Genomic DNA, 12,382 nt, shown 5'->3' with positions numbered 1-12,382 from the left:
CATCAAAACCTTGATCTTGTGAAGTTATTTTCTCTGTCAGCCCCTCGCGGCGACTCGGATAAGCTTAAGCGATAAGTAAACACAATGCAAATTCGCGGTTTATTGTAAAAGTTTCCGCAGGTAGGGTCCACTGTTGATCAACGCAAGCATGACGCATAGTTCAACTAATGTTTGCGCAACGATCACCATTGGAACAGTTTCGAAACCAGCCGGCAGCGCTAGAGCAATCGGCATAATGACCAACGAATTTCGGGTAACTCCAGAAAAGACCGTCGCAATGCCATCCTTTGCGCCCAACCGAAAACTTTTTGCGGTCATTACCCCGATTAGCACCATAATCGCCGCGAACATTGCGTAAATCACCAAAACCGGGACCAGTTCGTTCAGATTGTGCAAGACATTTGCACCGTATGTCGCGGTAATGGCGAACAAGGTCAGCACCATCAACGGAACCATGGCGATTTCGCAGGACAGCAAAGTTTTGCGCCCGAGCTGAGCTATACAGGCACTATGTGTTGATCGCGTCGCTCTTTGCATTATCCAGGCAATAAACAGTGGAACTACTAACAGAAAGACTACGGAGCGGATGATCGGCCACAGAGCGGTTGCGGCAAAGTCGTGCCCGATGATTAGCGGAAGGACGACCATCAGGACTGCGAGTTGCACGATAAACAACACCGGGGTGATCGCGAGTAAACGATCATGGGCGGCTCCGGCGAGCCCAGAAAATGGAACCACGTAATCAATGCACGGTGCTAATAGCACCATGACTACCCCGGCTAGCAGGACGGGTTGTGTTCTCAGCGGAATTGTCAGGACTGCTATAACTGCTGCTACTAGGACAAAATTCAACACCAGAATAATCGCTGTGAGGCGCGGCGCCGGCCGGACTTTCTGCAGTGGCAGCGCCGCAAACGTCGACAGCATGAGCAGCCCGAGCACTGGCGCTAAAAGCCATTCCAGGTTTCTCGGCGTGACAAGCAATCCCCCGATAATTGCTACTAAATAAATTCCAACCTGATGTTTGTCCAGAAAATTCAAGCAACCCGCCGGTTTAGTGCTCATTTTCTCGTGGTTTGCCATTCCGCCCCCGTATCAACGTTTTCTTCATCCGGCGGGAATTACTTCTGCACTGACAAACACTTTCGCACTGGCATTCATTTCTGCCACCGTAGAATTCACTACTTGCTAGTGGTAACAGGCAATAAGGCCATCTGGACCATCGATCACGGAGATTTTCGTGTTGAATATCCCGGTCAGAATGTCGTCCGTCATAACCTCGTCTGGAGTACCGAATTCACAAATCTGGCCGTCTTTTACAGCACATATATAGTCTGCGTAACGCGCAGCAAAATTGATATCGTGCAGAACCAGAATGATCGTACGGCCGAACTCTGGGCCAACCTGCTTAAGGTGGCGCATCATCTCCACCGAGTGTGCGATATCGAGATTGTTCAGTGGCTCGTCGAGAAGGACATAATCGGTTTCTTGGCAAAGCACCATCGCCACATAAGCACGTTGACGCTGACCGCCGGAAAGCTGATCGAGGTAGCGGTTTTCCAACGCCGTGAGGTTCAAAAAGTCGATGTATTTGGAGATGACCTCTTCATCCTCAGCGGTCAATCGTCCACCGGAATAAGGAAAACGCCCAAATCCAACCAATTGGCGCACAGTCAACTTGGTAATAAAGTGGTTTTCTTGCCGCAGAATCGAGAGAATCCGGGCCAAATCTTTCGATTTGGTATTGAATACATCGACTCCACCCACCGTAATCTCACCCGCATCAGGTTCTAACAATCTCCCGATCATCGTGAGCAAAGTTGATTTGCCAGCACCGTTGGGACCAACGAGCGCAGTGATTCCTTGAGCGGGAATCTCTAGATTGACCGGGCCAATCTCGACCTCACTGCTGTAGGCCTTGTGCAGGTTGTGCAGATTAATCACAAGCGTCCCTTTCGCAAAATGACAAATAGGAAGACAGAGCCACCGACAAGCTCGATGACGATCGATACGACACCTTGAGCGTAGAAAACGTGGTTCAAAATGAAGTAGGCAGCGCTTAGAACCGAGAATCCAGTCAACGCGGCCATCGGGAAGATAAAGCGGTGGTCAAACGTATCCGCAAACTGGTATGCCAAGGTTGCCACCAGAAAGCCCAAGAACGTCATCGGTCCGACCAATGCAGTGGACACCGCCATCAGGACAGAAACCAAGATCAAGGTCAGTATCGACCAGAATTTGTAGTTTAGCCCCAGATTCATAGCTGCGTCCTTGCCCAAGCTCAGAACGTTAAGACGCCGAGAGAGAGCATAGAGTACAGCAGCCGCACCAAGGCAAAGTGGAATAGCTACCGGATAATAATCGGTGTCCGCGTTATTGACCGAACCGAACAGGCGGGCAGTCAGAACATCAAATTCAGAAGGGGTGAGCAAGCGCTGCATGAAGGTGGAGATAGACCCCAGCCCGCCACCGATGATGATGCCTACCAGCAACATCGCATGCATATTCGCATGCCGTCCCGTCAACAGCCAAGAATATAGGATGAGCGAGAGCAAGATCATGACGACGACTTGAAAAACAAACGTCGACAAGGTCCGCGCATTGGTTAATCCAGCAGCACCCAGAAAGAACACCGTCGAGGTGTGAATCAACACATAGAGTGACTCGAAACCCATGATTGACGGGGTAATGATGCGGTTATTCGTCACTGTATGGAACGCCACGGTCGCGGTAGCCTGGCAGATCGCGACGACGGCCATAGCGATCACCGCATTCAGTCTCCGCTCGGCAATCAGCCAGAATTGCTCGGTTCCGAAAGGCATCGGATTGCCATAAGCCAGTAGGCCGAAAGCACAACAGGCAGCAATAACAGCTAAGACACCGAAAATGATCCAATATTTCCGGGCGGCAGCGGTGCTCTGGAATGCAGATGCACGGCGCTCCCGGATCAATGCCGGTTTTTTGCCCGACTGCGTGCTGGAGTCGGAAGCTTCGGCTGCTTGTTTTTTCTGTGCGTTAACCACGACGAGCCTGCCTAACAATCAAAGTGACAAAGACAATCGCACCAACGATTCCCAGAATGACGGAAACCGGCATTTCGAACGGGCTGATGATCGTGCGGCCAATCAAATCACAAACCACGACGATCGCAATACCAATCAAGCACACCCAGGGTAAGTTAGAGCGCAAGTCGTCACCGCGAAACATTGCGACGACGTTCGGCACGATCAGACCCAAGAATGGCAGAGAGCCCACGACTACAGTAACCACACCGGTGGCAACCGCTATCAAGGCAGTGCCGATCAAAACCATGCGGGCGTAGTTCACTCCGACGTTCGTCGCGATGTCTTCACCTAAGCCCGCGACGGTCAAACGATCCGCGAAAAAGAACACCGCGACGGCGATGGCAACAACGATCCAGAGCACCTCGTACTGTCCCTTGTACACCGAAGTGAACGAGCCCATGAACCAAATGCCCAGCGATTGCAGCATATCGAATTGCAAGGCAAAAAACGTCGAGATTGACGAGACCACCGCGCCGAGCATAATGCCGATAATCGGCACCACCAGCGAGGATCGCAACGAAACTTTGCGCAGGAACAAAAAGAACACCATGGTGCCCACAAAGGCAAAAAATACCGCGCCGATCATGCGCTCGAGCACGCTGGCTGTCGGCACGAAAAACATGACGAACAGCAAACCTAAGCCAGCCCACTCCGTTGTACCGGTCGTCGTCGGCTCTACGAATCGGTTTTGCGTCAGCAGCTGCATGACCAACCCCGACATAGCCATCGCGGCACCGGCCAGGATCAATGCAATGGTACGAGGAAGGCGGGTAATGAAGAACATCTCCGAGCCATTGGCAGCGTCGAAAATGTTGTATTCACCAACCATCAGTGACGCCACGAGCAACCCGGCGACAACCACGATGCCGACGAGAAGTTTCCAGTCAAGTAATTTCGACCGCGTTTGCGCACTACGACGTGGTCTTCCCGCCGCAGAGTGTGTGCCATCAGGCGTTGTCGCAGTGGTCATATCGTGCGCCTCTATCCCCTTTTAATTATGACGGCTAGTCACCGGAGAGTTCTCCGGCCGATAATCATGGCAATGCCGAGGCTACGAAATCGTAGCCTCGGCCGGCAGCTCATGCGTGTAGTACACGCGCAGTCAGAGTCTCATTCCCCGCGCACACGCCAGAGCTAGGATCTTATTTCTTCGCTGCCTCGAAAGCATCAGCGATGTCGTTGAGAATCTCCGTGTAGGTGATGATGGATTCATTGGTGTAGGTATCTACCGGTGCATAAACTACCTGACCATCTTTCACTGCAACCACGTTTTGCAGCGCTGCAGCACCTTCGATAACGTCCTGAGCTGCCTGGTAGTCAGCTTCCAGACGTGCAGAAAGCGCAGCTTCGCGGTCCAGAACAAACATCCAGTCTGGGTTGGATTCTGCGATCGCCTCTACAGAAATGTCGTCGCCCTTGTGGTTGGATGAAGCATCATCTACCTCGAGGGCTGGTTTCAGGTCCAGCAAATCGAAGATTGGACCGTAGGTACGGCCAACCGATGGTGCAACGTAGCCGATTTCGCCACCGGAGACGTTGACCGCCATCACCGTGGATTCACCGTCATAAGCTGCTTTCGCACGCTCGATGGCAGCATCGAAGTCGTCGACCAGCTCTTGTGCCTCGTCTTCATGACCCAACGCTTCTCCCAAGCCCAATGCATGTCGGCGGAGTTCCTCCGCAAAGTCTTCGTCGTCACGAGGCTCAAATTCCAGAATGGCGGAGTCCGGGTTCAGCGTTTTAATGTCATCGTAGTGCTGCTGAAAGCGTTGTCCATTGATGATCAAGTCTGGCTGTGCCGCAACCAAAGCCTCCAGATCAGGCTCACGGTGCATGCCCATATCAGCTACGGAGTCATCTTCTCGGTAAGCATCGACAGTGAATGGCACCAAAGCTTTTGGAGCCGCAACCAATTCAACGCCCCACTTTTCCAGGATTTCAAACGACCGGTTGTCGGTGGCCGCAATTGCCTTAGCATCCTTTGGTACTTCCTGGGTGCCGTGGTTGTCTTCGATGCTGATGGTGTCGCCGCCGGAAGCAGCATCAGCGGTAGAGTCAGCTGCACTTGATTCTGCAGCAGTGGTGGAATCTGCGCTGGTGTCAGCGGTGTCCTCGTTCGAGCAAGCTGCAAGGACAAGGCTTGTTGCTGCTAGACCAGCAATGACAGAGTAACGGGTTTTCACGGAAGCCATGCTTCGTTCACTTCTCCTCTAGGGTGGTGTACATTCTCAAAGTCTGGCAGTTTTCTGTGTATTGACAGCAAAGTCACACAACCAAAGGTTAACCTTATTGAGTAATTGCTTACTCCACAAGGGTTGCCTATTCTTTTCACACCCAGACCTGCGGAAGATATATTAGAAAACTATTACCTCAACAGTATTTTCACAGAGATTTCCGAAATTTGCCTCCACCCCCGTTTGTGAAGAAACGCACGCAATCACCCGCGATCAGGGACTAGTTAGTTTGTGAGTCGAGTCAGCCGCGAATTTTTATTCATACCGCTAGCTTAGTAAACACTCAATATATTTAGGCGCAGGCGAGTTTTATCCCGGTGTTCACAGAACAAACGCGTAGTTTTATTCTGTTCAAGTAATCATTTTCGTGAGTAAGTTCGAGGTACTTATATGTCTCTCTCGCAGCCGGGCAAAGAATCCGGCGCCGCAACAGAACAGACTGCGCCGGCAGCCAGTTCTGCCACGTTCTTTGGCCACCCGCGTATGCTAGCGAACCTGTTTTTCGTGGAAATGTGGGAACGCTTTTCCTTCTACGGAATGCAGATCATTCTGGTCTTTTATTTGTATTACTCAGTCGCAGACGGCGGGCTGGGTCTGGATAAAGCTGCTGCCACCGGTGTGATCGGCGCCTACGGCGGCATGGTCTACCTCATGGCGATTGTCGGCGGCTACCTCGGCGACAAAGTACTCGGCCCTGAGCGCACCATGTACTATTCCGCGATCGGCATTATGGCCGGACACATCGCGCTATCGCTGATTCCCGGTTTAGGTGGTGTGGTTATCGGCCTGGTACTGATCGCCATTGGCTCCGGTGGCCTGAAAACTAACGCGTCGGTGCTCGTCGGCTCGCTGTATTCTCTCAAGGACACCCGCCGCGACGCTGGCTTCACCATCTTCTACATGGGCATCAATCTCGGCGCGTTGCTGGGCCCGTTGGCCACCAACTTTGCTTGGGATTTTTCCGGCTTCCACCTTGGTTTCGGCATCGCCGCCATCGGCATGGCACTGGGTCTGATCCAGTACTCTTTCACCCGCAAGAACTTGCCTGCCGACGTACACCATGTCTCCAACCCAGCATCAGCGAAAGAAAAGCGCCAAGCCCTATTGGCAACGGTGGTGTTCATCGCTGTAGTGATTGCGTTGGTCTTCACCGGATTGCTCAACCCAGACAACATCGAATCCTGGGTGATCGGGCTAATCGCAATCTGCGCGATTGTGTTGTTCATCGTGTTGTTCCGCAGCGACAAAACCAACGAAACAGAGCACTCTCGCGTGAAGTCTTTCGTCCCACTGTGGTTCGGCAGCGTGATTTTCTGGTCGCTATACCAACAGCAATTCACCGTGATGGCGATCTACTCCGATACGCGCCTGAACTGGAATATCTTCGGCATGGAGCTCAAACCAGGCCTGTTCAATTCCATCAACCCGCTGTTTATCATCCTGTTTGGCACCCTATTTTCTGTCATGTGGACGAAGATGGGTGATAAGCAGCCGTCAATCGTGTCCAAATTCGCGCTCGGCTTGGTGGGAGCCGGCATTGCCTTTTCCATCTTCCTGATTCCCAGCAACCAAGACCTCGTCAACGTCGGCTGGCTGGTCGCTGTGCTGTTCGTCATCACGATGGCCGAATTGTGCATCTCGCCGACTGGCACTTCCCTAGCGACCAAGCTCGCGCCAGGTGCGCACAAAGCCCAAATGATGGCATTGTTTTGGACCTCAATTGGTATGGGCACCACCTTGGCTGGCTGGATGGCCCAGTTCTACAGCCGCGAAAACGAAATCGCTTATTTCTCCACGATGGCGATCATGTCGCTGATCGGCGGCTTGGCGGTTTTCTTTGGCCGCAAGCCGATCTTGAAGCTCATGCGCGGCGTGCGCTAGGCGCGCCTAGCCAAACCGGACGGGTTCGCCAGGCTGCACGAATCGCGAGCAGCGCATAGGTGATCAACCAATGCATTGCCATGAGATCACCTTCAACGCCATGAAATCGCCTTCAACCAATTCTTGGATTCAGATACAGCAAAACCCCTGGTCGTTAACGACCAGGGGAAATGCAAAAAGTGGAGCTGCCGGGACTTACACAGCAATTCAAATACCTGCAGGTTAAAGCCTATTTTTCAAGTTCCTTCAATGTCGTTGTGTCTAAATACTGTCTAAATATGCAAGCGCCATATTTACCCGGTGCGCTGCAGTCCGTTGTGAACCATCTACTGAGATCACCACGGCAAGGCTACGCGCTCAAAAATAAGCGGGCGCAACGGCTAGGACTTTATTCCAAAAATGACAGAAAGTACCGGCAAGACTACACGGACAAAAATGACCGGGTACACCGTGGCAGCGACACCAACCCCGAAGCCTAAGCACGGCTAGAAAATAGCCGATAACCAGGCAAAACAGTAATGCACTCAGGGCCATTCTAAGCAATCCAAGGGTACAACCACACCACCGGCGGGTACTTATCGCCTTAGACAGCCACACAGCGCGTCTACTTCAGCCGGATTCAGCAACAAAGACACCCCTAGCGCGCCGGGCCTGGTGGGTTCACGTAGCTAACATGCCCCACAGCGCTAACCCCTACAGCCACAGAACCAGTCAAGTGAGTTACAGCACTGGAGAGAGAGACAGCACCCACAAGACAAGACGGGGGAGGGTGCTTCGGCATACTCCCGAATAATTCAGCACGTAGGCCCGTGTGGCAGACCGTCAGCATCACCAAGGAAGGGTTTAGGCAACCGGCTAGCGGAAGCCGTGAGACGGCCATACAGACACACTTAGCGATAAGGCTAGATACCCGGCGCGGTAATGGTTGCGGTGGCGTGTTTGGGTGGGGGTGGTGTCCTATGCGTCCTATGTGTCCTATGCAGGTCAGAGCGTTTTTGCCCGTCCTATTGGCGTCCTATTGCCGTCCTATTGAACTCACACCGCAACAACGTCGCCTTAGCCGGTAGGACGGATAGGACACCGCGTAGGACACCCGAAATGCCCCATACGCTGCATAGGACGGTAGGACAGGTAGGACACCCGGCCAATCAGGCAGGAAGCCTAAGCGCTACCGGCTTCAGCGGCATAAGCAGCATTGAAATTAGTACCGGGCATCAGCATCCGCTTGCCACTAGTTTCGTCGGCATGCACCACATCGGCGGTGGCCAATTGCTCCAGTAGGCCATCAGCAACATGCTTACCCCGAATTTTGCTGTTTAGATTCTGAGTTGCTTCAGACCACGACACCCCGCGCTCACCATGGGCATGAACGGCTTTAAAAATCGTGGTGCGCAATTTCTCAGTACGGTTCTTATGGACGCGCGTTTCTGCATCATCTTCTACAGCGGCCCGCTGTGCTTTACGCTCAACCTCGTGGTTAGCAGTCACCGACGCGGCATAGTCACGAACACTATCGCTGTAATCCATCAGCACCCCGGCGCGGCGCCAGTTAGCTTCAGACACGCTTCTATTGCCATGCAGTAAGGCTAGACCGGCGGCAAGACGGGCACGGATAAGGTTACGGTGTCCACTAGTGCCATTAGACTCGCCATAACGCACAGCGCGATAACGTGCTTTCAGTGTTTCTTCCCGCGCAATCTCAGGAAATCCAATAGGCCTTCCTTTAATTACCTCTTTCGGAATCACCACCGGATGCAAGTCACCTTCCCGTGGCGGTAGCTCCAGAGCATCAGCATCAACACAATCAACCCACACAAAACGATGCCTTAGCCCATCGTCTTCCCCTCCGAGAATGACATAGGCCTTTTCAGGTTGCACCGCTACCCACACCCCAGCTGTGTATCTATTTCTAGCAACCTTAATCTTTTCCTGCTTGGTGGAATTGCCCAACGGGTTGCCAGAAAACATCTTCAGCAACACAGACCTTAGCGACGAATCACGGCGATCTAGGTAGGTGCCTAATTGGGTTACTTCAGACTCACGAAACAAAATAGGTTCAGGTTTGTTGTCTGTGCTTTGCAGTTGTTCTAGCACTCCCTCACCACTGCCTAGAAATCCCTCAACTGGTTCAATTCTGTTACCAGCATCGTCAATGGTTACTAGCTCTGCAATGTCATTAGCTAAGGAATCTTTACCACCACCTGGAACCCCATAGACCACACTGAACAGATTTAGGCTTATCGGCCCGCGCCCTGCATCCAGCACACAACCGGCGGGCATGGCAGATAACACCCACTGAATGGTTTGAATGAGAAACGCCATCGGGCTGTAGCCATAGTTGCGAGAGACTTCCCTCAACTGGGTTAAAGCTTGCCCGCTACCATCAAAAACCTCACGCTCAATCTCACGGCGACGATCATCACTCAACGGGTTGTAGCGCACTGTGTTTTGCTCACTCATTTATGCCACCCCCTTAGCCGAATCAACGACTTGAAAAGGCTAGTATTCAGCCCGGCGCGATCAGCCAGCACAGCCAAATACTTTGTATCGTCAATAGCCTTAGCCATATCAGCGGTGGAACCATTTGCGGCGGCGGCATGCAGTCCATCGGCGGCACATCGCATACCGCGCCGGGTACGCTCTAGACGCAACTTCTTAACTATCTCACCTAGTTCTACCGGGTTTACCGACGGTCTTCCGGTGCTAGCCACAGCAAGCATTTTATGAGACATCGACTCAGTGAACTTGCCAGCATCACGTAGTTCAGCTCGCACCAACTCCGGGTTCAAACACTCTTCAGGTGACTGCTTAACGACCGCACGGGCATTAGCGACAATGAGACCAAAAATTTCATAGTGGTCATCATCGGCAAAATCCAGACGCTCCAGACCGTCCGCAATCTCGCAGACCCGGCGCGCCGGGCACCAAAACAAGCCATGCAGTAGAGCTATCTCTAAAGACGTGATAGAATATGACGTATCAACTTGTTGCGTTCCCTCGTCGTTTATGGCGGGGGTTCTGCTTTGTTCGCTCATTAAGCCACGCCCCCGAACACGGTGGCGCTAGTGTGCCTAGCAATATAGTCATCGAGTGATGCCACAGAAATCCGGGTAGCGCGGGGAGTGAAAAACACCGCTTTAAGCTCACCACGGGCTACCAGCCGGTCAATGGTCTTTGTGGATACGCTGCACTTTTTTGCAGCTTCAGCGCGGGTAATAAAATCGGCGCGCATAGAAGACTTAGCCATAATCTGGCCTTTCCGGAATAATAAAGCATTCCGAATGGCCCCATCTCCCAACGGGGCTAGCGTTGACAGCCCATTATGGGCCCTCAAGCGGGTCGAGTCTTCCGCTATCCACTGAAAATGTCAGCTCACTTAACAGAACACCTTAGCGAACTGGTAGGGACTAGTCAACCCCCTACCCGTCACTAACCTCATCATCACAGATTCAGCGCGTCAACCACTGCCCAAAACCCCGTCACAGACACCCGCTTAATTTTCTTATCGTGCAACAACTTAATGACCGCACATACTTTCTCATCGCGCACCTTACGACCGTCCGGAAAAACTAAGTACTTTTTCCAAACACCATCAACTTTCAATTTTTGCACCGACAGCCCCTTACCTGTGGAACGATCACGCGACTTACGGGTTTTTGGTTGAAATGCTGGAGTCTGGGGATAACCGAACGGCTTATCCTCATCTTTTCTACTGAATGCTTCTAAGATCGAAAACTGATTTTCTTTGACGCCGAACCTACTTACACCAACCGTTCCAAGAATCACACCGTCATCCATCGTTACCGTAAGAGGATAGGTAAACCCCGCCCCTATCGCGCGATGTGGAACCCGTTTACTTTTCTTTTTCTTCACCGATTAAGCCTGCTTTCTGTCATCCAAGTTGATTACATTCTCACCACTAGCCCGGCGCGCTCGTTCAGCATCCTTGGCAAACATCCGGGCTACTGCATCATCCATACGTTGCGGCTGCAGGCGCTCATAATGCTTACGCAATACCTCAGTGTCAGTATCACCAATGAACTTGCCTGCCTGCTTATCGGTCAAGCCCTCGTTCCGCAACAGCGTGTAGACGTAGCCACGACCCGCGTGCAGAGAGTTACGGCCCCAATCAAAACCAGCGGCATCACGTTGCCGTGCAACCGCATCACGAAAACCCGAATCCCACGACGGTGTTTTATCCCTTGTAACGGTCACAAAATCATCCGGGGAATCACCTACCCACTTATCCAAGTGGTTACGAATAAGCTCGTTGTAACGCGGGGCAAGCGGTACATCACGACGTGAATGCTCTGTTTTCGGCGGGCCTACCACCATCGAATACCGGCGCGCCGGGTTATCACTATCCCTGTTACGTTCCTTCACCCTCGTTTGGCGTACTTGAATAGTCCACCGGTCTGCCTGCTTGTCATAGATCAAGTGCTTACGCTGCAGACCTAGAGTTTCTTCCCCACGCAAGCCATGAAACAAGCACAGCGCTGCAGGCAAGCGCCAATTCTCCCCTACGGCATTGCACACAGTATTGAGTTCATCGAAGCCCGGCATTGGGGTTTCTACCACCGGCCCGCGCGGCGGTTTCTGTTTCGTAAGATCAGCTGCAGGCGACCGGGTTATATACTCGCACTGTTCGGCATACCGGAAGACCTGTTGCAACAGCGTTCGTCCATGGTTGTTGCGGCGCACCTCTTTAGGTTGTTGCGACTGCACAGCGTCCCACCACCGGCGTGCGTCCGCTTTGGTTACTTTAGCGACGGGTATATCTCGCAGTTCACCGGCAACACCGGTAATTTTTAGCAGCCGGGAATCTAGCACGCTCTCGTTGGTGTCATAGGTCGAACCTTTCCAAGCACCGGAATTAAATTTAGCTTGCAGCCATTCAGTGGCTAGATCAGCGACGATAAAGCTAGAACGCTGTTGTTGGCGCTGTTGCTCTGCCTGTCTTTGCTCTGGAGACTTCCACGGGTTTCCAAACGCTTCACACTTACTGAGGTAATCCTCTTCAGCTGTCAGCCATTGCCGTGCAAGGGATTTATTAGGGAATCCACGCCCCGGTTTGTAATAGACCCCTTTATACATGTAGCGCGGGTAAAACTTGTTGCCGTTTTTCCGTATCTGTCCAAACCGGCTATGGGTTAAACGACAAAAAGTGTGTGCCAAACCCCGAATATCTACACCCCTAGCAGC

General features: G+C 52.4%; 10 protein-coding genes and 2 pseudogenes. 2 read left to right on the top strand and 10 right to left on the bottom strand.

Features of this window, described 5'->3' with window-relative positions:
• Nucleotides 1-99: 99 nt before the first annotated feature.
• On the bottom strand, nucleotides 100-1,065 hold the full coding sequence (locus RCH87_RS08145) for an arsenic resistance protein (protein ID WP_306516212.1): 966 nt from the start codon (nucleotides 1,063-1,065) through the stop codon (nucleotides 100-102).
• Here RCH87_RS08145 and RCH87_RS10420 point away from each other — a divergent pair.
• Nucleotides 1,021-1,446, top strand: a pseudogene (locus RCH87_RS10420) (hypothetical protein); the annotation flags it as partial. The gene RCH87_RS08145 and the pseudogene RCH87_RS10420 sit on opposite strands and share 45 nt — an antisense overlap.
• An 18-nt stretch (nucleotides 1,447-1,464) precedes the next feature.
• On the opposite strand, the pseudogene RCH87_RS10415 reads toward RCH87_RS10420, so the two are convergent.
• The 4 genes and pseudogenes from RCH87_RS10415 to RCH87_RS08125 form a co-directional block, all read right to left on the bottom strand.
• Nucleotides 1,465-1,944, bottom strand: a pseudogene (locus RCH87_RS10415) (ATP-binding cassette domain-containing protein); the annotation flags it as partial.
• On the bottom strand, nucleotides 1,941-3,023 hold the full coding sequence (locus RCH87_RS08135) for an iron chelate uptake ABC transporter family permease subunit (protein ID WP_306516210.1): 1,083 nt from the start codon (nucleotides 3,021-3,023) through the stop codon (nucleotides 1,941-1,943). The gene RCH87_RS08135 and the pseudogene RCH87_RS10415, both read right to left, overlap by 4 nt.
• Nucleotides 3,016-4,035: an ABC transporter permease gene (locus tag RCH87_RS08130; RefSeq protein ID WP_306516209.1), complete on the bottom strand. Its 1,020-nt coding sequence runs from the start codon at nucleotides 4,033-4,035 to the stop codon at nucleotides 3,016-3,018. Before RCH87_RS08130 ends, RCH87_RS08135 begins: the two co-directional genes overlap by 8 nt.
• A 172-nt stretch (nucleotides 4,036-4,207) precedes the next feature.
• On the bottom strand, nucleotides 4,208-5,257 hold the full coding sequence (locus tag RCH87_RS08125) for a siderophore ABC transporter substrate-binding protein (protein WP_306516208.1): 1,050 nt from the start codon (nucleotides 5,255-5,257) through the stop codon (nucleotides 4,208-4,210).
• A gap of 432 nt (nucleotides 5,258-5,689) precedes the next feature.
• Here RCH87_RS08125 and RCH87_RS08120 point away from each other — a divergent pair, with 432 nt between their 5' ends.
• Nucleotides 5,690-7,180, top strand: a complete 1,491-nt coding sequence (locus RCH87_RS08120) for a peptide MFS transporter (protein ID WP_306516207.1) — start codon at nucleotides 5,690-5,692, stop codon at nucleotides 7,178-7,180.
• A gap of 1,161 nt (nucleotides 7,181-8,341) precedes the next feature.
• Here RCH87_RS08120 and RCH87_RS08115 read toward each other — a convergent pair.
• The 5 genes from RCH87_RS08115 to RCH87_RS08095 form a co-directional block, all read right to left on the bottom strand.
• On the bottom strand, nucleotides 8,342-9,640 hold the full coding sequence (locus RCH87_RS08115) for a hypothetical protein (protein WP_306516206.1): 1,299 nt from the start codon (nucleotides 9,638-9,640) through the stop codon (nucleotides 8,342-8,344).
• The gene (locus RCH87_RS08110; protein ID WP_306516205.1) at nucleotides 9,637-10,215 is read right to left on the bottom strand and encodes a hypothetical protein; all 579 of its coding nucleotides are present in this window, start codon (nucleotides 10,213-10,215) and stop codon (nucleotides 9,637-9,639) included. The genes RCH87_RS08115 and RCH87_RS08110 overlap by 4 nt, the downstream gene beginning before the upstream one ends.
• Complete coding sequence (locus RCH87_RS08105) at nucleotides 10,215-10,427, bottom strand: AlpA family transcriptional regulator (RefSeq protein ID WP_306516204.1); 213 nt, start codon at nucleotides 10,425-10,427, stop codon at nucleotides 10,215-10,217. Before RCH87_RS08105 ends, RCH87_RS08110 begins: the two co-directional genes overlap by 1 nt.
• Before the next feature lie 194 nt (nucleotides 10,428-10,621).
• Nucleotides 10,622-11,053 (bottom strand): hypothetical protein, encoded by a 432-nt coding sequence (locus tag RCH87_RS08100; RefSeq protein ID WP_306516203.1) that lies wholly within the window; start codon nucleotides 11,051-11,053, stop codon nucleotides 10,622-10,624.
• A gap of 3 nt (nucleotides 11,054-11,056) precedes the next feature.
• The coding region (locus tag RCH87_RS08095; protein WP_306516202.1) for a hypothetical protein at nucleotides 11,057-12,382 on the bottom strand (1,326 nt) is incomplete at its 5' end.

Source organism: Corynebacterium sp. (genome assembly GCF_030826625.1).
Classification (GTDB): domain Bacteria; phylum Actinomycetota; class Actinomycetes; order Mycobacteriales; family Mycobacteriaceae; genus Corynebacterium.
This window is presented reverse-complemented; position numbering and strand designations above follow the sequence as displayed.

Bases quoted from the DNA above. Each gene is read 5' to 3' on its own strand.
- RCH87_RS08145 (WP_306516212.1), bottom strand. From the start codon at position 1,065: ATGAGCACTAAACCGGCGGGTTGCTTGAATTTTCTGGACAAACATCAG.
- RCH87_RS08130 (WP_306516209.1), bottom strand. From the start codon at position 4,035: ATGACCACTGCGACAACGCCTGATGGCACACACTCTGCGGCGGGAAGA.
- RCH87_RS08125 (WP_306516208.1), bottom strand. From the start codon at position 5,257: ATGGCTTCCGTGAAAACCCGTTACTCTGTCATTGCTGGTCTAGCAGCA.
- RCH87_RS08120 (WP_306516207.1), top strand. From the start codon at position 5,690: ATGTCTCTCTCGCAGCCGGGCAAAGAATCCGGCGCCGCAACAGAACAG.
- RCH87_RS08115 (WP_306516206.1), bottom strand. From the start codon at position 9,640: ATGAGTGAGCAAAACACAGTGCGCTACAACCCGTTGAGTGATGATCGT.
- RCH87_RS08110 (WP_306516205.1), bottom strand. From the start codon at position 10,215: ATGAGCGAACAAAGCAGAACCCCCGCCATAAACGACGAGGGAACGCAA.
- RCH87_RS08105 (WP_306516204.1), bottom strand. From the start codon at position 10,427: ATGGCTAAGTCTTCTATGCGCGCCGATTTTATTACCCGCGCTGAAGCT.